The organism is Blastococcus aggregatus (genome assembly GCF_900221005.1).
GTDB lineage: Bacteria > Actinomycetota > Actinomycetes > Mycobacteriales > Geodermatophilaceae > Blastococcus > Blastococcus aggregatus.
Map to the genome: position 1 here is coordinate 73,107 of NZ_OBQI01000006.1, position 24,424 is coordinate 97,530.

A 24,424-nucleotide genomic window follows, 5' to 3' on the forward strand; every position below is an offset into this window, starting at 1 on the left:
CCTCCCCGCGGATCAGTCGGACGCCGCGGCGCCCGGGTCGGCCGGCACCGCGCCGTCACCGGCGGGTGCCGGGTGCTCCGGCTCGGTGACCGCGACCATCGCCGTCCGCAGCACGCGGTCGCCGCGGCGGAAACCCTGCCGCAGGACCGTGGTGGCGGTCGGCACCGCCACGTCGGCCGACGTGTCGTGCATGACCGCCTCGTGCAGCGCCGGGTCGAAGGCGTCGCCGGCCGCGCCGAACGCCGCCACCCCGAGGCCGTCGAGCAGGCCCAGGATGCGGTCGGCGACCAGCTTGAACGCGCCGGTCAGGTCGCCGTGGTCCCGCGCCCGCTCGATGTCGTCGACGATCGGGAACAGGCCGGTGGCGAACCGCTCGGCCGCCTGGTCGACGACCAGGGACCGGTCGCGGTCCACCCGGCGCCGGTAGTTGGCGTACTCGGCGGTGACCCGCTGCAGGTCCTCGGTCCGCTCGGCCAGCTGCGCGGCGACGTCGTCACCTGCGCCTGCGGCCGGCGCGACCGGCTCCTGCGGCTGGTCCTCCACGGGTATGTCGTGCTCGCTCATCTGCTCCCCTGCGACGGTCGGGCCGGGCGGGGCGTCGGCCGGCTGCTCGCCGGCCGACGCCCGCACCTCACCACTGATCGGGTCGATGCGCCGCTTGTCGCGGATGACGACCCGCGGCTGCTCTTCCCCCGAGGTCATCGCTTGTCGGTGTCCTCGTCGACGATCTCGGCGTCGACGACGTCGTCGTCACCCGCCGGGGCGCCGGCCTGCTCCCCCGCCTCGGCGCCGGGCGCACCGGCCGCGCCGGCCTCGCCCGCCTGGGCGTAGAGGGCGCCACCGACCTCCTGGGAGACCCGGGCGACCTTCTCCTGGGCGGACTTGATCGCCTCGATGTCCGAACCGCCGAGCGCGCTGCGCAGGTCGGTCAGGGCCTCGCCGAGCTCGTCCTTCTTGTCGGCCGGGATCTTGTCGCCGTTCTCGGCCAGGAACTTCTCGGTCTGGTACTGCAGCGACTCCGCCAGGTTGCGGGTCTCGGCCTCGTCGCGGCGCTTCTTGTCCTCCTCGGCGTGCGCCTCGGCGTCCTTCATCATCCGCTCGATGTCGTCCTTGGGCAGGGCCGAGCCGCCGGTGATGGTCATCGACTGCTCCTTGCCGGTGCCCAGGTCCTTCGCGGTGACGTGGACGATGCCGTTGGCGTCGATGTCGAAGGCGACCTCGATCTGCGGGACGCCGCGCGGCGCCGGCGGCAGGCCGGTCAGCTCGAACATGCCGAGCTTCTTGTTGTACATCGCCATCTCGCGCTCACCCTGGAACACCTGGATCTGCACGGACGGCTGGTTGTCGTCGGCCGTCGTGAAGATCTCGGAGCGCTTCGTCGGGATCGTGGTGTTGCGCTCGATCAGCTTGGTCATGATCCCGCCCTTGGTCTCGATGCCCAGGGACAGCGGGGTGACGTCGAGGAGCAGGACGTCCTTGACCTCGCCGCGGAGGACACCGGCCTGGAGCGCGGCACCGATGGCCACGACCTCGTCCGGGTTGACGCCCTTGTTGGGCTCCTTGCCGCCGGTCAGCTCCTTGACCAGGTCGCTGACGGCGGGCATGCGGGTGGAACCACCCACGAGGACGACGTGGTCGATCTCGCCGACCGAGATGCCGGCGTCGCGGACCACCTGGTTGAACGGGGCCCGGGCGCGGTCGAGCAGGTCCTGCGTCATCCGCTGGAACTCGGCGCGGGTGATCGTGACGTCGAGGTGCAGCGGCCCCTCGGCACCGGCGGTGATGTAGGGCAGGTTGATGTTCGACGACTGCGCGCCGGAGAGCTCGATCTTGGCCTTCTCCGCGGCCTCGCGGATGCGCTGCATCGCCAGCTTGTCCTTGGACAGGTCGATGCCGTTGGAGGCGTTGAAGGTCTTGACCAGGTGGTCCATGACCTTCTGGTCCCAGTCGTCACCACCGAGGTGGTTGTCACCGGCGGTGGCCTTGACCTCGATGACGCCGTCCCCGATCTCGAGCAGGGAGACGTCGAAGGTGCCGCCACCGAGGTCGAAGACGAGGATCGTCTGCTCGGTCTCGCCCTTGTCCAGCCCGTAGGCCAGCGCGGCGGCGGTGGGCTCGTTGACGATGCGCAGGACGTTGAGGCCCGCGATCTCACCGGCCTCCTTGGTGGCCTGGCGCTGCGCGTCCTCGAAGTAGGCCGGGACGGTGATGACGGCGTCGGTGACCGGCTCGCCCAGGTAGGTCTCGGCGTCCCGCTTCAGCTTCTGCAGCGTGCGGGCGCTGATCTCCTGCGCGGTGTACTTCTTGCCGTCGATCTCGTCGGTGGTCCAGGTCGTGCCCATGTGGCGCTTGACGGACCGGATGGTGCGGTCGACGTTGGTGACGGCCTGGTTCTTGGCCGACTGCCCGACGAGCACCTCGCCGTTCTTGGCGAAGGCGACGACCGACGGCGTGGTGCGCGAACCCTCGGAGTTCGCGATGACCGTGGGCTCACCGCCCTCGAGGACGGTGACGACGGAGTTGGTGGTGCCGAGGTCGATACCGACAGCTCGAGCCATGGAGATGGCCTCTCTTCCGTGTGCGGGGGGTGGTGCTGGTCCGTGGGAAGCCGAGCCCGACCCGCCTTGCGCGTGGTCCGCTCAACTTTCCTGCCCACCATAACGGCATGGTCCGGCGGCGTGTTCCCGGGTCCGGCACGGACTGTGCGGAAGCCGCCTGGCAGTCGCCGCGCCGCCGCGCAGCAGCGGGAACCCCCGCACGGGGCGGCTCCGGCAGCCGCAACGCGGCTTCTGCGTGATCGCAAGCGGCCCGCCGCTGGCGCGCCAGCTATCGTGCGATCCGTGCGGGCACGCCGTGCCCGCATGCGTTCCGCGCGCCGGTCCTCCGACCGGCGACGACGACGGCGCGTGCACCACCCACAGCTTCGCCGTCGCCGAACGGCACGGGAGTAACCGACGCCGGCAGGCGTGCGGGGGAGGAAAAGATGACGGGCCCGCTGCAGATCGTCCTCGGGACGATCAGCGTCCTGTTCCTGATCGTGTCATCCGTGATGGCCTATCGAGCCGTCCGAGCCATGGTGCGGATCATCCGCATCGGCCAACCCGACGGAACCCGTTTCGGCCCGGTGAAGACCCGGCTGAAGACGTTGGCCATCGAGTCGCTGGGCCACACCCGGATGCTCAAGTGGTCGTCCATCGGGATCGCCCACTGGTTCGTCTTCGTGGGCTTCTACGGCCTGTTCCTGACGCTGGTCGAGGCGTTCGGAGAGGTCTGGAACCCTGCGTTCCACCTGCCGCTCATCGGCAACTGGGGCATCTGGAACCTGTTCGCCGAGATCATCGGCACCGGCACGATCCTCGGGATCATCTACCTGATCTACCGGCGCCAGAAGGACCACCCGCGCCGGCAGGGCCGCAAGAGCCGCTTCGCCGGCAGCAACGAGGGTCGCGGCTACTTCGTCGAGGCGATCGTCCTCACCGTCGGCATCTGCATCCTGCTGATCCGCGCGCTGAAGGTCTCCTCCGACCTGACCGACGCCCCCGGCTGGTCGCACCCGGTCTCCAGCGCGGTCGCCACGATCCTCCCGGACAGCCCCGACCTGCTGACCGTCGTCGCGTTCGTCAAGATCGTGGTGAGCCTGACCTGGCTGGTGGTCATCAGCCGGATCCTGAACATGGGCGTGGCCTGGCACCGGTTCAGCGCCTTCTTCAACATCTACTTCAAGCGGAACGCCGACGGCGCCCCCGCGCTCGGCCCGCTGCTGCCCATGAGCTCCGGCGGCAAGCTGATCGACTTCGAGGACCCGGGCGAGGACGACACCTTCGGCCGCGGCAAGATCGAGGACTTCACCTGGAAGGGCATGCTGGACTTCAGCACCTGCACCGAGTGCGGTCGCTGCCAGAGCCAGTGCCCGGCCTGGAACACGGGCAAGCCGCTCAGCCCGAAGATGCTGGTCATGGACCTCCGCGACCACCTCTACGCGAAGGCCCCGTACCTGCTGGGTGCGCAGACGGCGAGCGAGACCGCGCCGGACTTCGACGTCCTCAAGCCCAGCGACGAGCAGGCCTGGGCGTCGGGCTACGCGCGCATCGAGGGCACCAACGACGCGCAGGCGCACCGCCCGCTGGTCGGCACCCTCGAGGAGGGCGGGGTCATCGACCCCGACGTCCTGTGGGGCTGCACCAACTGCGGTGCCTGCGTCGAGCAGTGCCCGGTGGACATCGAGCACATCGACCACATCAACGACATGCGTCGTTACCAGGTCCTGATCGAGAGCAACTTCCCCTCCGAGGCCGGCGTGATGCTGACCAACCTGGAGAAGCGCGGCAACCCGTGGGGCATGGGCGGCAACGTCCGCGAGGACTGGATCAAGGAGCTCGACTTCGAGGTGCGCATGGCCGACGGCCCGCTGCCCCACGAGGTGGAGTACCTGTTCTGGGTCGGCTGCGCCGGCGCCGTCGACGACCGCGCCAAGAAGGTCACCAAGGCCGTCGCGGAGCTGCTGCACACCGCGGGCGTCGAGTTCGCCGTCCTCGGCAACGGCGAGACCTGCTCCGGTGACCCGGCCCGCCGTCTGGGCAACGAGTTCGTGTTCCAGCAGCTGGCCATGGAGAACGTCGAGACCCTCAACAGCGTCTTCGAGGGCCGCGTCCCCGGCACGCGCAAGATCGTGGCCACCTGCCCGCACTGCTTCAACTCGCTGGGCAAGGAGTACCCGCAGGTCGGCGGCGAGTACGAGGTCATCCACCACACGCAGCTGCTCGGCCAGCTGATCGAGGAGGGCCGGCTCGTCCCGGTCACCCCGATCGACCGCAAGGTGACCTACCACGACCCGTGCTTCCTGGGCCGGCACAACAAGGTCTACACGCCGCCGCGCGAGATCCTCGACTCCGTCCAGGGCCTCTCCACGCAGGAGATGCACCGCTGCAAGGACCGTGGCTTCTGCTGCGGCGCCGGCGGCGCCCGCATGTGGATGGAGGAGAAGATCGGCAAGCGGATCAACGTCGAGCGCACCGAGGAGGCGCTCGAGCTCGATCCCGACGTCATCTCCACCGCCTGCCCGTTCTGCATCACGATGCTCAGCGACGCGCTGACCGCCAAGAAGCAGAACGGCGAGGCCAAGGACCACGTCGAGGTCCTCGACGTCAGCCAGATCCTGCTGCGCTCGATGCAGCCGGTGGCGGCGGGCGTCCAGGGCGCGGCCTCCGGTGCCGACGTCGGCACGAAGGCCGACGACGTCGTCGGCCTGGACTCCCCCGCGACGGAGCACGACCCGAAGTAACCGCACTCCGCTCCGCCGACGGCGCGCGCCCCCCCGCGAGGGGGCGCGCGCCGTCGCCGTTCCGGTGGAGGACCATTCCCGCGTGACCCGCACCGCCGCCTCGCCCCCCACGACCGGACGCAGCAGCACGGGCCTGGTACTGATCGGGACGGCGATCGTGCTCACCGGGCTCAACCTGCGCACCGCCGTCAACAGCGTCGGCCCGGTGCTCGAGGAGATCGAGACCGCCCTCGGCGTCTCCAGCGGCGTCGCCGGGCTGATCACCTCCCTGCCGGTGCTGGCCTTCGCGGCCATCGGGTTCGCGGGCCCTCCGCTGTCGGCCCGGTTCCGCGACGCGCACGTGCTGGGCGGCGCGCTGCTGGCGATGGCCGCCGGCATGGTGCTGCGCTCGCTGGCCGGGTCCTTCTGGCTCTTCCTCGTCGGCACGGTGCTCGCGATGGTCGGCGGAGCGCTCGGCAACGTGCTGCTGCCGGGGCTGGTGAAGCGCTACTTCCCCGACCGCACCGGCCTGATGGTGGGCGCCTACGGCACGGCGCTCAGCGCCGGCGCCGCGGTGGTCTCGGTGAGCACGCAGCCGATCGCCGACGCCGTCGGGACCGCGGACGGCTGGCGCTGGGGCCTGGGCGTGTGGGCCGGGCTGGCGCTGGTCGCCGCGCTGGTCTGGCTCCTCGTGCGGGCCACGCCGGGGGTGTCCCGCGCCTCGCACGTCGCCGTCCGCATGCGCGATCTCGTGCACAGCCGGCTGGCGATCGCCCTGACCGTGTTCTTCGGCCTGCAGGCGATGCAGGCCTACGTGATCGTCGGCTGGTCGGCGCAGTACCTCCGCGACGCGGGGCTCAGCGCCGCCACGGCCGGGCTGCTCCTGGGCGTGAACTCGATCGTCGCCATCCCGGTCAACGCGCTGGTGCCGGCGATGACCGTGCGACCCCGCGCGCAGTGGCCGCTGCTGTCGTTCTTCATGTGCTGCTACGCCGCCGGCTGGATCGGCCTCTGGACGGCGCCGCTGGCCGCCCCGTGGCTGTGGATGGTGCTGCTGGGCCTGGGCCTGGGCACGTTCTCGATGGTGCTCACGCTCTTCGGGCTGAGGGCCCGCACCCCGGAGACGACGGCGGCGCTGTCCACCGTCGCGCAGGGCTGGGGTTACCTGATCGCCGGCGCCGGGCCCCTGCTGGTGGGCGTGCTACGGGGAGCCACCGGCGGCTACGACGGCATGTTCGTGCTCATGCTCGCCGGCGTCGCCGGGCTGTGGACGCTGGGCTGGCTGGTGACCCGGCCCCGGTTCGTCGACGACGAGGTGAACCGGGCCGTCCCGGGGTGGTCCTCCGCCGGACCGGCCCCGGCCGGCACCGAGGTGCTGGAGAGCGCCGGCGCCGAGGCGCCGGTGAGCGCCCACGTCACTCCGGGCGGCGGGTCTCCGCGCGGGTGAAGTTGCGGTAGGAGCGCGACGGCGTGGGCCCGCGCTGGTCCTGGTACCGGGAGCCGTAGACGGCCGAGCCGTAGGGGTGCTCGGCCGGGCTGGTCAGCCGGAACATGCACAGCTGCCCGATCTTCATCCCGGGCCACAGCGTGATCGGCAGGTTCGCCACGTTGGAGAGCTCGAGGGTGATGTGACCGGAGAAGCCCGGGTCCACGAAGCCCGCCGTCGAGTGGGTCAGCAGCCCCAGCCGGCCCAGCGAGGACTTCCCCTCCAGACGCGCCGCGATGTCGTCGGGAAGGCTGATCACCTCGAGCGTCGAGCCGAGCACGAACTCGCCGGGGTGCAGCACGAACGGCTCGTCGCCCTCGGGCTCGACCAGCGTCGTGAGGTCGTCCTGCTGCTCGGCCGGGTCGATGTGGGTGTACCGCGAGTTGTTGAAGACGCGGAAGAAGCGGTCCAGGCGGACGTCGATGCTGGAGGGCTGCACCAGACCCGGGTCGTAGGGCTCGATGCCGAGGCGTCCCTCGGCGATCGCGGCCGTGATGTCGCGGTCGCTCAGCAGCATGGCGCGGAGTCTAGGGACCCCCCACGGGGTGAACCCGCTCAAGGCCGCCCGCGCACCGGCCGATGGCAGCGCGATGACGCCTGCCGGCGCCCCCGAGGCGCCGGCTCCTCCCGGACCGGCCGGGCGGCCGCGTCCGGAGGACTTCACGGATGACGAGCAGGAAGCTCCAGGCGCTGGCCCTGGCGGCGGCGCTGGTCGCGGGCTACGGCGGCGCGGCGGCCTACACGGCGCTGGCGGCCCCCGCCGCACCGGCGGCACCGGAATTCGGTCCGGGCGACGGGCTGACCCGGTACGTGGTCGCCGCGGCCGCCGGAACCGTGGACGACGGCCTGCTCGCCGAGCTCTCCGCCGTGGACGGCGTGCGGAGCGCACAGCCGCTCAGCGACGGGCGCGCCCTGGTGGCCACCGACGCCCTGACGCCGTCCGACCTCCGCGCCGTGCGGGGTGTGGAGGACGTCGAGCCTTCCGCCAGCGTGCCGCTGGCCGCCACCGTGACCGACCCGTGGTTCGGGACCCACGGCTGGCACCTGGAGAACACCGGGACGAATGCGGTCCACCAGTACCCCGTCGTCGCGGACGCCGACATCGACGCCGGTGCCGCCTGGGACGTCACCCGCGGCGCCGGCGTCGTGGTGGCCGTCATCGACTCCGGCTTCGACCTCGATCACCCGGACCTGGCCGGTTCGCTGTGGGTCAACCCCGCCGAACCGTGCGGCACGGTCGACACCGACGGCAACGGCAAGGCCGGTGACTGCCACGGGTGGAACTGGTACGCCAACAACGCCGACGTGGACAACGGGGTCCACGGCAGCCATGGCGCCGCCGTCTCCGGCAGCGTCGGGGCGCGGGCGGACAACGGCATCGGTCTGGCCGGCGTCGCTCCCGAGGCGACGATCATGCCGCTGGTCGCCGGCGGCGGCAGCACCGTCGACGTCGTCTCGGCCGCCGAGGCCATCCGCTACGCCGTGGACCACGGTGCGGACGTCATCAACGCCTCCTGGGGCGGGCCGATGGGTGGCTACGCGCTGCAGGTGCTCCAGTCGGCCGTGGCGTACGCCGCCGCACACGACGTCCTCGTCGTGGCCGCGGCCGGCAACGACACGGGCAACCGCGACACGACCATCGCCTACCCCGCCAGCCTGACCGACTGGAACGTCATCACGGTGGGCTCGTCCACCGCCGCCGACACGGCCAGCAGCTTCTCCGCCTACGGCGCCACGGCGGTCGATCTCTTCGCGCCGGGGTCGTGGGTCACCACCACCTCGAACTCCGGCGGCTACGCGCCGGTCAACGGGACCTCGTTCGCCGCGCCCCTGGTCGCGGGGGCCCTCGCCCTGTACCGCGCCGCGATGCCGGATGCCGGCGCCGCCGAGCTCAAGCAGACGCTGCTGGACGACGTCGACCCGAGGCCCGCGTTCGCCGGGCGGTCCGTGACCGGTGGCCGGCTCGCTCTCGGCCGGCTGTCGGGGACCCCGGCGGAATCCGTCCGGTACGCCTTCACCTCGATGACGGCACCGGCCGGCACGGTCACCCCGCGGATCGGTGTCAGCGGTTCCGCCGCGGCCGGGGACTACTCGGTCGCCGTCGGCCTCGGCATGGAGCACGCCGGCGAGATCTGGGCCCTGGCCGACAAGCCGGTCACCCTCGGTGGCGCCACCGTCGCCACCGATGACACCGGCAGTGCCGTGTTCGACCTCGGCACGCTCGCGAAGCTGGACGGTCTCGGCCTGTCCCCCACCGTGCCGCTGGCTGACGGCCGCTACGTGCTCACGGTCCAGATGCTCCGGAACGGCACCCCGGTCGGCCGCGCCGCGGCCGCGCCGCTGCTCGTCCGGACCGCCACGCCCGGCTCGGGCCCCGGCGTCCCGGGACCGACCCCCGGCACCCCGGGTGGCGGTTCCTCCCCCACCACCCCCGCCCCCGGCGGAACCGCGCCGCCCAGCACCCCAGGGCCCGGCGGCTCCACGCCGGGCGGTGGTTCCGCTCCGGCAGCCCCGGTGCCCACCACTCCCGGCACCCCCGCGCCGGCGCCGGGCACCGCCCCGACGCCCGGGACGCCTGGGACGCCGGCACCGGGCACACCCGCTCCCGGCACACCCGCTCCGGGTGCTCCGGGCACCCCCATCCCGAGCACACCCGCGCCGAGCACACCCGCCCCGGGCGCTCCGGCCCCCGGCACGCCCACGCCGGGAACCCCGGCTCCGGGCACCGGTCCCGGCGGATCCTCCCCGGCCCCGAGCACCCCGCCGGGCCCGGGCGGCGGGACGACGCCGTCGGCGCCTGGGAACGACACGACGACGTACCCCTCGGTCGGCGACTTCCGGATCACGTCGCTGAGCCCGAACGCCGTCGCCGTCGGCGGCGGCACCGTGGTGACCATCACGGGGACCGCGCTGCCGGTAGGCGCCCGGGTGCGCATCGGTGCCAGCGCCGAGGCGGCGGTCGTCTCGGCGTCGACGACGCGGCTCCAGTTCCGGACCCCCGCTCGGGTGGCCGGGGTCCACGACGTCACCGTGTTCGCCCCGGACGGCCGCACCACGGTCCTCGCCGGCGCGCTCACCTACCTCGCGGATGCACCGAGCGGCGGCGGGACGGCACCGGGGACACCTCCCGGTGGCGGAACCTCCCCCGCGCCCGGCACGGTCCCGCCCCCGTCCGGCCCCGGGACGACCCCGGCGGACCCGGGCACCGGCAGCGGGCCGGTGGAGCGCACCGGCCCCCACGGCGAGCGGCTGGTGCGGTCGGCCACCTTCTCCGCCCTGCGCGGGATCTGGTCGATCGAGTGCTCCGCCTCCTGCACCGGCGTCGCGATCTGATCGGGCCGCCCTCGACCCGGCGCCCCTGACCCCGGCGCCCCGACCCACTGCGCCCCGTCCGACTTCCCCATGCGGACGGGGCGCGGTGTCGTCCGCCACGGTCCCGCCCGGCCCGCCGGGTGCCGATGGAGAGGAAGAGGAACCGGATCGGACGAACCGGCCCGGACACGGAGGAGGCTCGAGCGTGCTGGACACCCAGGCGGCGCCCGTCGGCACGCGAGGCGCCCGTCGGCCGGTGCGGCCGACCGGGGTGGAGCGCACGTTCCCGGCCGAGGACCTGATCGTCTCCAAGACCGACCGGCGCGGCGTGATCACCTACGCCAACGACGTCTTCCTGCGGGTGAGCGGGTACGAGCTGGACGAGGTGATCGGGCAGCCGCACAACCTGATCCGCCACCCCGACATGCCGCGCGCGGTCTTCGCGCTGCTGTGGGAGACCCTGGCCGCGGGCCGCGAGATCTTCGCCTACATCGACAACCTCGCCTCCGACGGCGGCCACTACTGGGTGCTCGCCCACGTCACGCCGTCCTACGGCGCGAACGGTGCGATCGTCGGCTACCACTCCAACCGCCGCCGCCCCTCGCCGTCGGCCGTGGCCCGCGTGACCCCGCTGTACCGGCAGCTGCTCGACGAGGAGCGGCGCCACCCCACGGCCAAGGCCGCCGTGGAGGCGTCGTCCCGGCTGCTGACCGAGCTGATCGCCGACCGGGCCGACTCCTACGAGGACTTCATCTGGTCGATCATCAACCGTGAGGAGAGCTGAGATGGCCGGCCGCTTCGCCCGCCGGGACGACCGTCGGCGGACCGACGCCGAGGAGCTCGAGATCCACCGCGCCTTCGTGCGCCGGCTGACCGAGACCTGCGACGCCGCCGCCCGGGGCGACCTGGAGGCGCGCAGCGCACCGGTGCCGGGGATGGCCGACGTCCCGGAGCTGATGGCGCTGCACCACGGCGTCAACCGCGTGCTCGACGTCTCCGACGCGTACGTCCGCGAGGCGTCCGCGGCGCTGAGCACGGCCGCGGAGGGCCGCTTCCACCGCCGGGTGCTGCTCACCGGCCTGCGCGGGGCGTTCCGGAAGGGCGCCACCGACATCAACACCGCCCGCGACGCGATGCAGGAGACCGCGGGCCACGTCACCGAGGCGCAGACGTCGCGGCTGCGGCTGGCCGACGAGTTCGAGTCGGTGGTCCTGGCCATGTCCGAGCAGGTGGCGACCGCAGCGACGGAGATGAGCGCGTCCGCCTCGGGCCTCACGCAGGCCGCGTCGGCGGCCAGCAGCGAGGTGGGCACCGCGCGGGCGACGATCGGCTCGCTGACCCGCTCCTCGGCCGAGATCAAGGAGATCATCGCGCTGATCGACTCGGTCGCCGCCCAGACCCGCCTCCTGGCGCTCAACGCCACGATCGAGGCGGCGCGCGCGGGGGAGGCCGGCAAGGGCTTCGCCGTCGTCGCCTCGGAGGTCAAGGATCTCGCCGACCAGACCGGACGGGCCACCGAGCGGGTCACCGCGCAGGTGGAGCAGATCCGGCAGGCCTGCGAGGACGTCGCCGGCGGCATGACCACGGTGGGGGCGACGGTGGACGAGATGAACGGTGTGGTCGACGGCATCGCCACCGCGGTCGACGGCTCCACGCTCGTCGGCGGGGCCGAGCCGATGGGCCTGTCGCAGATGGCCGAGCGCCTGCGCACCGAGGCGATCGACTTCCTGGCGGAGATGCGCCGCTAGGCGCCCGGCCGCCCGGCGCGGCCCTAGCGTGGCCGCGTGCCCCCACCCGTCCTGGAGCCGACGGCTCCCCCGGCCCGGCGCCGGGCCTGGCCGCCGGCTCTCCGGCTGCTGCTGGGCGAACGGGCCGGCGCGTTGTGCGCGGACGCCCTGGCCCCGGCCGGCGGCCGGCCGACCCGGCTGCGGGCGACCGGCACGAACCTGCGCCCCGACGGCGCCGCGACGGTCCGGTACGCGGCCGAGGTCACCTGGGACGGCGGACGGCGAACGCGTGAGTCGCTCGTCGCCACGGTCGGCACGGCGATCCCGCCCGGTGCCGCACTCCTCGACGAGGTGGTCGACGGGACCCCGGTCCCGGTCGGCCTCTGGCGGTGGCCGCTCGACCCCGCCCTGCCGGCGCTGGCGTGGGCGGCCCGCTCCCCCGAGGCGGCCGCCCGGCTCCGACAGCTCGGGCTGACCGACGGGCCGGTGCGGCTGCGGCTGCGCTCGTACCGGCCCGGGCGCCGCGCCGTGGTCGAGGCGACGACCGGCTCCGGAACGCTCTTCCTCAAGGTGGTCCGGCCGTCCGCCGTCGCGGGGCTGGTCGAGCGGCACGTGCTCCTCGACGGGGCGGTGCCGGTGCCGCCGGTGCTCGGGGCCACGGACGACGGCGTGGTCGTCCTCCCCGGCCTCGCCGGAACTCCGATGCGCGAGCTGATCGCCGGCGACGGCGCCGGGCTGCCCGGCGCGGCGGCCCTGGACGCACTGCTGGATGCGCTACCCGCGGCCGCCGCAGGGGTGACCGCGGTGGGCCGCAGCCGTCCGGGCGACGCGCACGGCCGGGCGGGCGACCACGCCGCCGTCCTCTCGATGGTCGCGCCGGAGCTGGCCCCGCGGCTCGACCGGCTGCTGGCCCTCCTCGGGTCGGCCGAGCGGGGAGAGCACCCCGAGGTGCCGGTGCACGGCGACTTCTACGAGGCCCAGCTCCTGGTCGACGACGGCTCGGTGGTCGGGCTGCTCGACGTCGACACCGTGGGCCGCGGGCACCGGATCGACGACTGGTCCACTCTCCTCGGGCACCTGGCGCTGCTGGAGACGATCCTGCCCGCACCGGCCACGGCCGCGCGGTACCGCGCGGAGCTCGAGGAAGCTGCGCTGCGCCGCTGGCCGGCCGGGGAGCTGCGGCCGCGGGTCGCCGCCGTGCTGCTGGGTCTCGCGACGGGGCCGTTCCGGGTGCTGCAGCGCGACTGGAGGGTGCGGACCGACGCCCGGATCACCCTGGCCGAGCGCTGGGCGACAGCGCCCTCGGGCGGCACCGGCTCCCGGTCCGGAAGGGCCACCGTGTAGTCTCGCGACGATCGCTCGCTCGGCGTCACGCCGGGGAGCTGCACGGGAAACGTGCAGGTCAGAGCGGTACGCGGGTGTAGTTCAATGGTAGAACATCAGCTTCCCAAGCTGACAGTGCGAGTTCGATTCTCGTCACCCGCTCTCCTCCTCTCCCTCCGCTGCTGCTCGAGTCTCCGCATCGCAGCACGGTGACCACCTCCTCACGGAACGCACGGGCGCGCCGGATTTCGGGGCCCGGACCGGGCCCGAACGCCCGGAGGTTCGCGGCCGCGGGCCCTTGGTCCCTGGGGCGGCGGTTCCCGGAACGACACGATCCGGGTATGAGCCAGTACCGGTTCCCGGGAACCGTCACCGAGTGCCCCGAGGTCCAGGCCCCCGACTCCCTTCCCACCTCCGCTCCCGCCGGCACCCCGCCCGCGGTCGAGCACCTCCAGCTCATCCCCCTCCACCCCCGCCGGCAGAGCCCCTGGCTCCTCGTGGAGGTCGACGGCACCCCCGAAGGCCACCGCGCCCTGGTGTGGGCGGTGCGCGAGGCCGCGCGCCGGGAGGCCACGGTCGTGGCCGTCGCCGTCCTCGACGCCCCTGACGGCGATCCGCTGGACGGCACCGCCCGGCTCTCACCGCGCACCCAGGCCGCCGCCCGCGACCGCCTGGAGGCACACGTCCTGCGCGCCATCGCAGAGACCGGCATCAGCGGCCGCACCCGCACCGCGGTGCTCGAGCGCGCCGTGTTCGAGGCGCTGGACGCGGCCGTGCACGGCGCCGACCTGGTGGTGGTCGGCGCGGGCGGCAAGCGGCTGCTGCGCCCGGCCGTCCCCCGCCCACCCTTCCGTCGCGTCGCGCGTGGCGCCTGACCAGCGGCCGGAAGCCACGCCGCACCCCCTACCCGCCGCCGGCGGGCACCCCTACCGTCGGGCCGTGACCCCGCCCGACGGTGCGGTGTGCCGGTGAGCGAACCCCCGCGCAGCTCGCCCGAGCTGGCCGCTGCGGTCCGGGCGGCCGCCTCCGGCAGCCATCTCGAGGCGACGCTGCGCGAAGTCGTCCGCGCCGCAGTCCGCCACGTGGACGCGACCTACGGCGCGCTGGGCGTGCTCAGCACCGACGGCCGGCGGCTGGACCGGTTCGTCATCGAGGGCATGGACGACGACGACGTGCGGCGCATCGGCACGCTCCCGGCCGGCGAGGGACTGCTCGGGCTGCTCGTCGCGGAGCCGATCGCACTGCGCCTGGACGACCTGGCCGACCACCCCGCCTTCCGCGGGTTCCCCGACGGGCATCCGCCGATGCGGTCGTTCCTCGGCGTCCCGGTCTGCGTGGGAGATGAGGTCTTCGGCAACCTCTACCTCACCGAGAAGCGCTCCGGTGGCCCCTTCACCGATGCCGACGTCGAGGTCACCCAGTCCCTGGCCGCCGTCGCCGGGCTGGCCATCGAGAACGCGAAGCTGCTGGAGCGGGCGGAGCGGCGGCGCGCGTGGGGCCAGGCCGGCATGGACTGCTCGACGACGGTGCTGGCCGGTGCCGAACCCGACGAGGTCCTACGCACCGCGACCGCACGGATCGCCGAGCTCTCGGGGGCACAGGCCGGGGGCGTCCTGGTCCCGATCCCCGGGGACGACGCGGCGCTGCGCATCCTGCTGGCCTTCGGCCCGCGGGGCGCCGACGCCGAGGGCGTGCGCGTGCCCCTGGAGGACCCGATCCTGCGCGAGGTGCACCGGTCCGGAACCCCGAGACTGGTCACCGACGAGGAGTTCCAGCGGCTGGCCGGTTCCGCTCCCGCGCTCGCCGAGCAGTTCAGCCACGAGTACGGCCCCGCCATGCTGATCCCCGTGGGGGGCCCACCGGCGCTGGGCACGCTCGCGGTGCTGCGTCTCCGCGACAGCGACCCCTTCGAGGCGGAGCTGCTCGACCTCGCCGCCGCCTTCGCCGCGCAGGCCACGGTGGCCCTGGAGCTGGTCCGCAGCCAGCACCGCGAGCGCCGCCTGCAGGTGCAGGCCGACCGCGACCGCATCGCCCGGGACCTGCACGACCACGTGGTGCAGCGGATCTTCGCCACCGCCCTGGCCCTCGACCGGATCGGCCGCTCCGTCGAGGGCGAGTCGCCCGAGCTGGCCGCCCGGCTCGCCGAACGGGTCGACGAGCTCGACGGCACCATCTCCCGCATCCGCACCTCGATCTTCGAGCTGCAGCACCAGGACGCCTCGCCCGAAGGTGTGCGGCACCGGCTGGTCGAGGTGGTCCGCTCCGTGATCGACGGGCACGGCCTGCGGCCCGATCTCCGCATGCACGGGGAGGTCGAGGACCTGCCGCCGGAGCTGGTGCACGACGTCGTGGCGGCGGTGCGCGAGCTGGTGACCAACGTGGTCCGGCACGCCCGCGCCGAGCGGGTCACCGTCACGGTCACGGTCGCCGACGACGTCCGCGTGCAGGTGACCGACGACGGCCTCGGTCTGCCGGCGATCACGGTGCGCAGCGGGCTGGCCAACCTGGCCGACCGCGCCGAGCGTCGCGGCGGCCGGCTCGTCGCCTCGGGCGGTCCGTCCGGCAGCGAGGTCGAGTGGACGGTCCCGGTGGAGCGCTGACCGGCGCACTCACCCGGCCGGCGCGTCCCGCAGCTGGGTGGCGAGGATCGCCGCCTGCGTCCGCCGCTCGAGCCCGAGCTTGGCCAGCAGGTGGCTGGTGTAGTTCTTCACCGTCTTCTCGGCCAGCCCCATGCGGTCGCCGATCTGCCGGTTGGTCAGCCCCTCCCCGATCAGCCGCAGCACGATCCGCTCCTGGTCGGTGAGCAGCTCCAGCCGTTCGGCACCCGCGGGCGCGGGGGCGCGCGGGCGGGGCCGGGCAGCTCCGACCTCCTCCAGCAACGTCCCGCCCGCGGCCACGGTGTGGACGGCGGAGACCAGGGCGGGGCCGCGCACCTGCTTCAGCAGGAACCCCGTCGCCCCGGCCAGCACCGCCGCATCGCGCGCCTCGGGCTCGGAGAAGCTGGTCAGCACGAGACAGGGCAGCCCCGGGATCCGTTGCCGCAGGGAGCGGACGAGGTCCGCGCCGCTGCCGTCGGGCAGCCGCATGTCCACGACGACGACGTCGGGACGGACGGCGGGCACGCGGGCCAGTGCCTCGGCGACCGACCCGGCCTCGCCGGCCACGACGAGGTGCGGATCGTCCTCGAGCACCTCGGCCACGCCCCGGCGGACCACTTCGTGGTCGTCGACGAGGAACACGCGCATCGTGGCCCTGTTCTCGGTCACGCCCGCCTCCCCCAGCCCGATGTGACCCGGGACACAGAGGGTAGGCGGTATCAGGCGGGGAGCAACAGCGCCGCGTACAGCGTGAGGCCCGGACCGAACGCCATGGCCACCACCGGACCCTCGACGTCGGCCATCTCCTGAAGAACCAGCAGCACCGTGGCGGACGAGCAGTTCCCGTGCTCGGAGAGCACCCGGCGGGAGGCCGCCACCTGCTCCTCGGCCAGGCCCAGCTCGTCGCGGACGACGTCGATGATCCGCGGTCCACCCGGGTGGACCGCCCAGCCGGCCACGTCCTCGGCCCGCAGGCCGGCGCCCTTGAGCAGCTCGTCGACGACCTCGCCCACGTGCTTGGACAGCACGTCGGGCACCCGCGGGGACAGGCCCATGCGGAAGCCGAGGTCGGTGACGTCCCAGGTCATCAGGTCGGCGGTGGAGGCGTCGGTGCGGGCCACCACACCGGCCAGCCGGCGACCCCGGCCCGCGCCGGGCTCGACGACGACGGCGGCCGCCGCGTCGGAGAACAGCGCGTGCGCCACCACCTGCTCGAGATCCCGCGCCGCCGGCTGCACGTGCAGGCTGGTCAGCTCGCAGCAGAGCAGCACGGCCGGCCGGGACCGAGCGGCGACGAAGTCGCCCACCGCCGCCAGCCCGGGGATGGCCGCGTAGCACCCCATGTGCCCGATCAGCAGCCGCTGCAGCCCCGGGGGCATGCCCAGGTCGCTGGCCAGCCGGATGTCCAGGCCCGGCGTGGCGTACCCCGTGCAGGTGGCGACGGCGAACAGCCCGACGTCGCCGGGTGCCAGCCCGGCCGCGTCCAGGGCGCCCGCGACGGCCTGCTTGCCCAGCGGCAGCGCCTCCTGGACGTAGCGCTCCATGCGGGCGCCGGTGCCCCACGTGCTGAGGTCCTCGTCCAGCGGGTTGGCCACGGCGTGCCGCTGTCGGACGCCGGCGCCCAGGAAGATCCGCTTGGCGGCGCGCACGCCCTCGTAGTGAGCGGCGAAGAAGCCGTCCCAGGCCGCCTCCTGCTCCAGCGCAGCGGGCAGGGCCGATCCGGCCCCGGTGAGGACGGCGGCGCTCACGGCTGGGCCTGGGCGGCGCGCGGGCTCGGCGTCATGTCCTCGACGGTACGTGCGGCGCGGGCACCGTGCCCGTCCGGCGACGCGGTGGTCTCCCGGCGCTTGCGCCCGTAACCGGCGAAGACGACGGCCGTGGAGCGGATCGGCTTCATGCGGACCAGGTCCCGGCGGCCCAGCTTCCAGGCGATCGCCTCGCGGATCGACGGTCGCAGCCCCACCAGCTCCAGGTCGAGACCGAGCCGGTCCGCCGCGGCCAGGAGCAGCTTCCGGTCGACGAAGAGGGCCGGATCGTGCAGGCCCCTCGGCGGTCCCCCCGGCAGCCGCTCGAACAGGTGCACGTTGATCAGGACCGACAGCCGGCCGGCCGCCAGCGCGTCGATGACGAGCGTCCCTCCGGGCTTCAGCAGCCGCGCGCACTCGGCGAGGACGCCGACGTGGTCCTCGACGTGCTCGAGGATCTCTCCTGCCACCACGACGTCCGCGCAGCCGTCGGCCAGCGGAACCGCGAGGACCGACCCCCGCACCGGCGTCATCCCGTGGCCGCGGGCGAGCAGCAGCCCGCTGAGCCCGATGTCCACACCGACGTGCCGGTAGCCGAGGCGGTCGACGTGCGGGGCCATGAGCCCCCCTCCGCAGGCGAGGTCGACCAGCACCGACCCCGGCCGGTCCGCGGGCGGGATGTGCTCGGCGCGGGAGGCCGCCAGCCAGTGCAGCGCGGCGAACCCGCCGGAGGGCTCCCACCACTGGTCGGCGAGGGTGTCGTACTGGGCGGGGTCGTTGCGCGCCCGCCGGCCGGCCCGGTCGGCACCGCTCACGACCCTGCCACGACCCTGTCTCCGCGGCTCCCGGTCACGGTCACCATGATCGCCGGTGTCCGTCCCCGCCCGCACCCCCACCGGAGGTCCCGTGTCCGTCACCGTCGTCGGCAGCGTCAACGAGGACGTGCTCGTCGCCGTCGCCCGACTGCCCGGCCGCGGCGAGACCGTGGTCGGCCGGTCGGTCATCCGCGCTCCTGGCGGCAAGGGTGCCAACCAGGCGGCCGCCGCGGGCCTGCTCGGCCCGGGGGTGCACATGGTCGGCCGGGTCGGCGAGGACGCCGCGGGCGACCGCCAGCTGGCGGCGCTGGCCGGCTCGCGGGTCAACGTGAGCCGGGTGCACCGCACCCCGGGGCTGCCCACCGGCACGGCCACCATCCCGGTCGAGGACGGCAGCGGGGAGAACCTCATCGTCGTGCAGCCGGGCGCCAACGAGGCGCTCACCCCCGAGGACGTCGACGTCGAGCCGGTGCACCGCGCCGACGTGCTGCTGCTCCAGCTCGAGGTGCCCCTGGACGCGGTCCGCGAGGCCGCCGCCACGTCGGGCGGGCGGGTCGTCCTCACCCCCGCGCCGCCGCAGCCCCTGTCCGAGGAGCTGCTGGCCCTGGTCGACGTGCTGGTGCCCAACGAGCACGAGCTGGTCCAGCTGACCGGCGCCACCCCCGGCGAGCGGACGCCCGCCGAACTCGTCGCCCTGGCGCAGCGCGTCGCCGGCCCGGTCGTGGTGGTGACCCTGGGCGCCCGCGGCGCGCTGCTGGTGCTCCGCGACGGGTCGCCCGCACTGCTGCAGCCGCCGCCGGAGGTGACGCCGGTCGACACGACCGGCGCCGGGGACTGCTTCACGGGCGCGCTGGCGCAGGCGCTCGCCGGTGGCCAGGACCTGCCCGGCGCCGTCCGCTACGCCGTCGCCGCCGCCGCGCTGTCCACGACCGGGGAAGGTGCCCGGGGCGGCCTGCCCGGGGACGACGAGGTGCAGGCGGTGCTCGCCCGGGTGCCGCAGGCCACCGAGGTGGCCTGACGGTTTCCGGAGCGGGTGCCGGCCCGGAGGCGGGGCACTCGCCGTCCCGGACGATCCGGTCCGCCATACTCGCCGGGGAGTTCGGTCGTCGGCGATGGAGGACGTGTGCGGCACGCCATCCTCCGCGCCGGGCTGCCGGTGCTCGCCCTGCTGACCCTCACCGCCTGCTCCGGCGACGATGCCGCGGAGAGCGAGGCCGCCGTCTCGTCCGGCGAAGCGTCGGCGTGCCCCGGCGAGGTGCTCGACGTCGTGGTGTCCGTGGGCGCGTGGGGGGACGTCGTCCGGCAGCTGGGCGGGGACTGCGCGACGGTCACCACGATCGCGCCGGAGGCCGAGGCCCCGGCGGAGGTCGCACCCGCCGACCGGGAGGCCTTCACCGCGGCCGACCTCGTCGTCGTCAACGGGGCGCGGCTCGACGGGTGGGCGGCCGACGCGGCGGCGGCAGCCGGCGACCCGGTGGTGGTCAGCGCGGCGGAGGTGGCCGGCGCCGTGGGCCAGGTCCGCGACCCCCACCTCTGGTACGACCCGGCCGTCGTCCCGGAGGTGGCCCGGGAGGTGGCGCTGGAGCTCGCCCGGCTCTCCCCGGACGCGGCGCCCTACTTCGACGCCCAGCACACCGCCTGGACCACGGCGCTGCAGCCCTGGCTCGAGGCGGTCGAGGCGCTCCGGGCCGCCTCCGACGGGCGCGCCTTCGCCGCGACCGGCAACGCGTTCGACCGGCTGGCCGACGCCGTCGGCCTGACCGACGCGACGCCCTCGGGCTACGCACGAACCGTCCGGACCGGCGGCGAGCCCACGCGCGGGGAGCTCGCCGAGTTCGAGACGGCGCTGCGCGGAGGCGCCGTCGACGTCCTCGTCCAGGTCGGCGACGACCTGCCCGACGGGCTGGACGACGCGGCCGACGAGGGCGAGGTGCCGGTCGTCGTGATCACCGAGACCCCGGACGAGGACACGCCGTTCGTGGAGTGGCAGCTCGCCCAGCTCGGCGCGCTGTCCGAGGCCCTCGCGGAGGGCCGCTGACCTCGGCAGTGACCGAGATCTCTCCTCCGAGCTGGTGATTTCCGGCGGCCACCCGGTTCTCGCGGGAACCGCGGGGGCAGGGTGGGCCCATGGACGACCAGCGCGACTCCCGGGCAGCAGACTCCACCCCGCAGACCTCCGGTGACGAGCCGTCGCCCGAGGCCTCCACCGCGGCGACGGTGGCCCGGATGCTGGCCAACCCGCGACGCATCCGCCGGGCCTGACCGCGCGGGCCTCCCGCCCCGATCACCCTGGGTGATCACACCGGCCCCAGGTGCCCGTCCCGCCACGCGGAACTCGTTGTCCCCTCGTCACTCAGAGCGATCATTGTCGGCGTGCCGCGAACTGCTCCGTCACGCGCTGGGGCAGCATCGCTGACGTGACCGCCGCCATGCACCTCACCGCCGTCGACGACATCGCCAGCCCCGTCCGCCGGAGCCGGGCGGAGCGTCAGGCGATCGTGCTCGACACCGCGGAACGGCTCTTCTCCAGCCGCAGCTCGCGCAGCGTCGGCATGGACGAGCTGGTGCGCGAGACCGGGCTGGGCAAGATGACCGTCTACCGGCTCTTCAAGAGCAAGGACGACCTGGTCGGCGCCTACCTCACCCGCAAGGCGGCCACGGTGCTCGGCCTCATCGACGCCGACCTGATCCGCCTCGAGGACGACCCCCGCGCGGCGCTGCTGTCGGTCGTCGACGCCGTCGAGCGCGACGTCACCCGCAGCGGCTTCCGCGGCTGCCCGTTCACCAACGTGAGCAGCGAGTACGACGACCCCCAGCACCCGGCCCGCAGCGCGGCCGCCGACTACAAGTTCGAGCTGCACGCCCGGCTCGAGCGGCTGACCGACCAGCTCGTCCCGGGCGCCGGCGAGGACCTCGCTGCGCAGCTGCACCTCATCATCGACGGGATGTACCTGTCCGGCGGACTCCTCGGACCCGACGGCCCGGCCTCGCACGGCCGCCGGCTGGCCGAGAAGCTCGTCGAGGCGGCGGTCGCCCGCGCCTGAGCGGCCCGTCGAGCGTGAACGCCTGACGCCCCGCACGATGATCTGGTGACGAACGACCGGACCAGGCCCGATCTCGACGACACCGCCGTCGAGGCGCTGGGCAAGCTCTCCGAGGCACTGGAGACCGTCGACCAGGCCCGCGGGTTCCTCTACGCCTTCCACCAGCTCACCGGGAAGGCCGACCGCCTCCTGCAGGAGTCGGTCGAGCTGTTCGAGCAGGCCGGCGCCACCGAGCTGGCGGCGGACCTCGACCGCGATCTCGTCGGTCGCAACGTCATCGCGGACCGGTGGACCTTCCAGATCGTCGAGGACTTCGACGCCGGGTACTGGGACGCCTTCCGCGGCTACGACGCCCGCGCCCGCGAGGAGCTCTCCGGTGGGGACCGGCACGTGTTCGAGGCACGCATGAAGCAGCGCGAACGCACCCCGGGCCACCCCCGTCACGAGGCCGGCCCCTCCCTCGCCGACCAGCCCTGAGCCGTTTCCCGCCCCCGTTCCGCGGGCAGAACCGGAGGGTGACCATGCCCGACGAGAACAGCGCAGGATCCGACCGCGAGGCCAAGCCCCTGGGGGCCGAGAAGGCGCCCGGCGAGGACCGGGAGTCGCTCGGGGACGTCCGGGGCTCGACCGACGGGATCGCCGGTCCGGCCTACCCGCCCGCCGACACCGAACCGGACGCGCAGTGACCGCCCCCGATCCCCGCACGACGGGGACTCCCTCCGACCCGTTGAGCGTGGGCCTCGACCGGCCCGCGACCTCGCCGGAACAGGCGCAGCCGGCACAGCCGGCGCAGCCCTCCGGGCCCGGCCGCACGCGACAGGCGGCCGGCACCGTCGGCCGAGGCCTCGCCCTCGGACTGCTGATCTTCGTGACGGTCGTCCTCGTGCTGTTCGTCGTCTTCAACGGGCAGACCGTGCGGATCAGCCTCGTCTTCACCGACGTCGACGCCCCGCTGGTCCTGGCGCTGCTGATCGCGGCCGTGCTCGGCGCCCTCGTCGGCTGGCTCCTGCACCTCGTGCTGCGCACCCGCCGCCGGCACCGCTCCTGACCTGTCCTCTCCGCGGGCACCCCTCCGGGCACGTCTTCGGGGGTGTCCGCGGAGAGGGGTGCCCGTCTCCGCCTGCAGCCGGTATCGTTCTTTGTTACTGGCGAGTAGGTCACGCCGGATCGAAGGACTTGCCGTCCACCGGCACGGAGCACGGGAGCACAGCGCATGACGCACTACACCGCCAATCTGCGGGATCTCGAGTTCAACCTCTTCGAGTTCCTCGACACGAAGGACCGGTTCGGCACCGGCCCGTTCGCGCAGATGGACACCGAGACCGCCCGCGGTGTGCTGGCCGAGATCCGCAAGCTCGCCGAGGGGCCGATCGCCGCGTCGTTCACCGACGCCGACCGCAACCCGCCGGTCTTCGACCCGGCGACGAACTCGGTGACGCTCCCCGAATCGTTCAAGAAGTCGGTCCAGGCGCTCAACGCCGGCGAGTGGTTCCGGCTGGACCTCTCCGAGGAGCTCGGCGGCTTCGGTGCCCCGGCAGCGCTGACCTGGGGCGCGTTCGAGATGGTCCTCGGCGCGAACCCCGCCGTCTTCATGTACGGCTCCGGCCCCTCGTTCGCCCAGACCCTGTACGACCTGGGCACCGAGGACCAGAAGAAGCTCGCCCGGATCATGATCGACAAGGGCTGGGGCGCCACGATGGTGCTGACCGAGCCCGACGCAGGCTCCGACGTCGGCGCCGGCCGCACCAAGGCCGTGCAGCAGCCCGACGGCTCGTGGCACATCTCCGGCGTGAAGCGGTTCATCACCTCCGCCGAGCACGACCTCAGCGACAACATCATCCACCTCGTGCTGGCCCGCCCCGAGGGCGCGAAGGCCGGCACGAAGGGCCTCTCGCTCTTCGTCGTCCCCAAGTTCCACGTGGACCTCGAGACCGGCGAGCTCGGCGAGCGCAACGGCGCCTACGTCACCAACGTCGAGAAGAAGATGGGCCTCAAGGTGTCCACGACCTGCGAGGTGACCTTCGGCGACGGTCCGGTGCCCGCGCAGGGGTGGCTGGTCGGCGAGGTGCACGACGGCATCGCCCAGATGTTCAAGATCATCGAGTACGCCCGGATGTTCGTCGGCACCAAGGCCATCGCCACGCTGTCGGCGGGCTACCAGGTGGCGCTGGACTACGCGAAGACCCGCGTCCAGGGCGCCGACCTGACCGCGACGTCGAAGGACGCGCCGCGGGTGACCATCACCCACCACCCCGACGTGCGCCGCTCGCTGATGCTGCAGAAGTCCTACGCCGAGGGCATGCGCGCGCTCTACCTCTACGCGGCCAGCTTCCGCGACCAGGTGACCGCCGCCGAGGCCGAGGGCACCGCGGACAGCGAGGAGGCGACGCTCGCCGCCCGCCTCAACGACCTGCTGCTGCCGATCGTGAAGGGCTTCGGCTCCGAGCGCGCCACCCAGCTGCTCACCGCGGAGTCGTTGCAGACCCTGGGCGGATCGGGCTTCCTGCAGGACTACCCGATCGAGCAGTACATCCGCGACTCCAAGATCGACACCCTCTACGAGGGCACCACGGCGATCCAGGGGCAGGACTTCTTCTTCCGGAAGATCGTCAAGGACGGCGGCGTCGCGCTGACCTGGCTGGCCGGCCAGATCCAGGCCACCGTCGACAACGAGGTGGGCAACGGCCGGCTCAAGGAGGAGCGCGCCGCGCTCGCGGCCGCGCTCAACGAGGTCCAGGGCATGCTCACCGCGATGTTCGGCCACCTCACCGAGGCCCAGCAGGACATGAAGGCCCTCTACAAGGTGGGCCAGAACAGCAGCCGCCTGCTGCTGTCGGTCGGCGACCTGGTCGCCGCCTGGCTGCTGGTCCGCCAGTCGGAGGTCGCGCTGTCCGCGCTGGCCGGCGACGTCAGCGAGAAGGACCGGTTCTTCTACGAGGGCAAGCTCGCCGCCACCCGCTTCTTCACCAGCCAGGTGCTCCCGCGCCTGAGCTCGGAGCGGATCATCGTCGAGAACACCGACAACGCCCTCATGGAGGTCGACGAGGCCGCGTTCTGAGCCCCGTCCTGAACCTGCCCCGCGCCGACGGCCGCCCCTCCCTACCCGGGAGTGGCG

22 protein-coding genes and 1 tRNA gene are annotated in these 24,424 nt (G+C 73.7%); 17 read left to right on the plus strand and 6 right to left on the minus strand.

Annotation, left to right across the window (positions count from 1 at the left end):
* Positions 1-12: 12 nt before the first annotated feature.
* Together grpE and dnaK are read right to left on the minus strand one after the other, a co-directional pair.
* Positions 13-702, minus strand: a complete 690-nt coding sequence (grpE, locus tag CRP29_RS18570; RefSeq protein ID WP_097196557.1) for a nucleotide exchange factor GrpE — start codon at positions 700-702, stop codon at positions 13-15.
* Positions 699-2,558, minus strand: coding sequence for a molecular chaperone DnaK (gene dnaK, locus CRP29_RS18575; protein ID WP_097196558.1), 1,860 nt, complete (start codon positions 2,556-2,558; stop codon positions 699-701). The genes grpE and dnaK overlap by 4 nt, the downstream gene beginning before the upstream one ends.
* Before the next feature lie 425 nt (positions 2,559-2,983).
* Here dnaK and CRP29_RS18580 point away from each other — a divergent pair, with 425 nt between their 5' ends.
* On the plus strand, positions 2,984-5,281 hold the full coding sequence (locus tag CRP29_RS18580) for a (Fe-S)-binding protein (RefSeq protein WP_097196559.1): 2,298 nt from the start codon (positions 2,984-2,986) through the stop codon (positions 5,279-5,281).
* Between the two features lie 82 nt (positions 5,282-5,363).
* Complete coding sequence (locus CRP29_RS18585) at positions 5,364-6,707, plus strand: CynX/NimT family MFS transporter (protein WP_097196560.1); 1,344 nt, start codon at positions 5,364-5,366, stop codon at positions 6,705-6,707.
* On the opposite strand, the gene dcd is transcribed toward CRP29_RS18585, so the two are convergent.
* Positions 6,676-7,263, minus strand: a complete 588-nt coding sequence (dcd, locus tag CRP29_RS18590; protein ID WP_097196561.1) for a dCTP deaminase — start codon at positions 7,261-7,263, stop codon at positions 6,676-6,678. The two genes, CRP29_RS18585 and dcd, sit on opposite strands and share 32 nt — an antisense overlap.
* A 149-nt stretch (positions 7,264-7,412) precedes the next feature.
* Here dcd and CRP29_RS23635 point away from each other — a divergent pair, with 149 nt between their 5' ends.
* From CRP29_RS23635 to CRP29_RS18625, 7 genes are all read left to right on the plus strand, one after another.
* The gene (locus CRP29_RS23635; RefSeq protein ID WP_097196562.1) at positions 7,413-10,079 is read left to right on the plus strand and encodes a S8 family serine peptidase; all 2,667 of its coding nucleotides are present in this window, start codon (positions 7,413-7,415) and stop codon (positions 10,077-10,079) included.
* A 184-nt stretch (positions 10,080-10,263) separates the two neighbouring features.
* Positions 10,264-10,842 (plus strand): PAS domain-containing protein, encoded by a 579-nt coding sequence (locus CRP29_RS22890; protein WP_176523034.1) that lies wholly within the window; start codon positions 10,264-10,266, stop codon positions 10,840-10,842.
* Between the two features lies 1 nt (position 10,843).
* A complete protein-coding gene (locus CRP29_RS23640) occupies positions 10,844-11,806 on the plus strand; it encodes a methyl-accepting chemotaxis protein (RefSeq protein ID WP_097196564.1) in 963 nt (320 codons plus the stop codon).
* Positions 11,807-11,842: 36 nt separating this feature from the next.
* Entirely contained in the window at positions 11,843-13,129 is a 1,287-nt protein-coding gene (locus tag CRP29_RS18610) for a phosphotransferase (RefSeq protein ID WP_097196565.1), read from the plus strand.
* Between the two features lie 70 nt (positions 13,130-13,199).
* A tRNA-Gly gene (locus tag CRP29_RS18615) sits at positions 13,200-13,270 on the plus strand.
* A gap of 179 nt (positions 13,271-13,449) precedes the next feature.
* Entirely contained in the window at positions 13,450-13,983 is a 534-nt protein-coding gene (locus tag CRP29_RS18620; RefSeq protein ID WP_097196566.1) for a universal stress protein, read from the plus strand.
* A gap of 93 nt (positions 13,984-14,076) precedes the next feature.
* A complete protein-coding gene (locus CRP29_RS18625; RefSeq protein ID WP_141437172.1) occupies positions 14,077-15,708 on the plus strand; it encodes a GAF domain-containing sensor histidine kinase in 1,632 nt (543 codons plus the stop codon).
* A 9-nt stretch (positions 15,709-15,717) separates the two neighbouring features.
* Here the strand turns inward: CRP29_RS18625 and CRP29_RS18630 are convergent, their stop codons facing one another.
* Genes CRP29_RS18630 through CRP29_RS18640 form a run of 3 tightly spaced genes read right to left on the minus strand, consistent with a single transcriptional unit; the run spans position 15,718 to position 18,265 of the window.
* Positions 15,718-16,374, minus strand: a complete 657-nt coding sequence (locus CRP29_RS18630; RefSeq protein WP_281256818.1) for a response regulator transcription factor — start codon at positions 16,372-16,374, stop codon at positions 15,718-15,720.
* A 50-nt stretch (positions 16,375-16,424) separates the two neighbouring features.
* Positions 16,425-17,453 carry a type III polyketide synthase gene (locus CRP29_RS18635; protein ID WP_097196568.1) on the minus strand — a complete coding sequence of 343 codons (1,029 nt, stop codon included), beginning with the start codon at positions 17,451-17,453 and terminating at the stop codon, positions 16,425-16,427.
* The gene (locus CRP29_RS18640; RefSeq protein ID WP_097196569.1) at positions 17,450-18,265 is read right to left on the minus strand and encodes a methyltransferase domain-containing protein; all 816 of its coding nucleotides are present in this window, start codon (positions 18,263-18,265) and stop codon (positions 17,450-17,452) included. Before CRP29_RS18640 ends, CRP29_RS18635 begins: the two co-directional genes overlap by 4 nt.
* Positions 18,266-18,356: 91 nt before the next feature.
* Between CRP29_RS18640 and CRP29_RS18645 the strand changes: the two genes are divergently transcribed.
* The 8 genes from CRP29_RS18645 (at position 18,357) to CRP29_RS18670 (ending at position 24,367) form a co-directional block, all read left to right on the plus strand.
* Positions 18,357-19,283: a ribokinase gene (locus CRP29_RS18645; RefSeq protein WP_097196570.1), complete on the plus strand. Its 927-nt coding sequence runs from the start codon at positions 18,357-18,359 to the stop codon at positions 19,281-19,283.
* 105 nt (positions 19,284-19,388) lie between these two features.
* The gene (locus tag CRP29_RS18650) at positions 19,389-20,303 is read left to right on the plus strand and encodes a metal ABC transporter solute-binding protein, Zn/Mn family (RefSeq protein WP_176523043.1); all 915 of its coding nucleotides are present in this window, start codon (positions 19,389-19,391) and stop codon (positions 20,301-20,303) included.
* A gap of 89 nt (positions 20,304-20,392) precedes the next feature.
* Positions 20,393-20,527 (plus strand): hypothetical protein, encoded by a 135-nt coding sequence (locus CRP29_RS23645; protein ID WP_281256819.1) that lies wholly within the window; start codon positions 20,393-20,395, stop codon positions 20,525-20,527.
* Positions 20,528-20,682: 155 nt separating this feature from the next.
* On the plus strand, positions 20,683-21,309 hold the full coding sequence (locus CRP29_RS18655) for a TetR/AcrR family transcriptional regulator (RefSeq protein WP_097196572.1): 627 nt from the start codon (positions 20,683-20,685) through the stop codon (positions 21,307-21,309).
* A gap of 45 nt (positions 21,310-21,354) precedes the next feature.
* Positions 21,355-21,786: a hypothetical protein gene (locus CRP29_RS18660; RefSeq protein ID WP_097196573.1), complete on the plus strand. Its 432-nt coding sequence runs from the start codon at positions 21,355-21,357 to the stop codon at positions 21,784-21,786.
* A gap of 38 nt (positions 21,787-21,824) precedes the next feature.
* Positions 21,825-21,995, plus strand: a complete 171-nt coding sequence (locus tag CRP29_RS22895) for a hypothetical protein (RefSeq protein WP_176523044.1) — start codon at positions 21,825-21,827, stop codon at positions 21,993-21,995.
* Positions 21,992-22,357, plus strand: coding sequence for a LapA family protein (locus CRP29_RS18665; protein ID WP_245853038.1), 366 nt, complete (start codon positions 21,992-21,994; stop codon positions 22,355-22,357). Before CRP29_RS22895 ends, CRP29_RS18665 begins: the two co-directional genes overlap by 4 nt.
* Before the next feature lie 165 nt (positions 22,358-22,522).
* Positions 22,523-24,367 (plus strand): acyl-CoA dehydrogenase, encoded by a 1,845-nt coding sequence (locus tag CRP29_RS18670; protein WP_097196574.1) that lies wholly within the window; start codon positions 22,523-22,525, stop codon positions 24,365-24,367.
* Positions 24,368-24,424 lie beyond the last annotated feature (57 nt).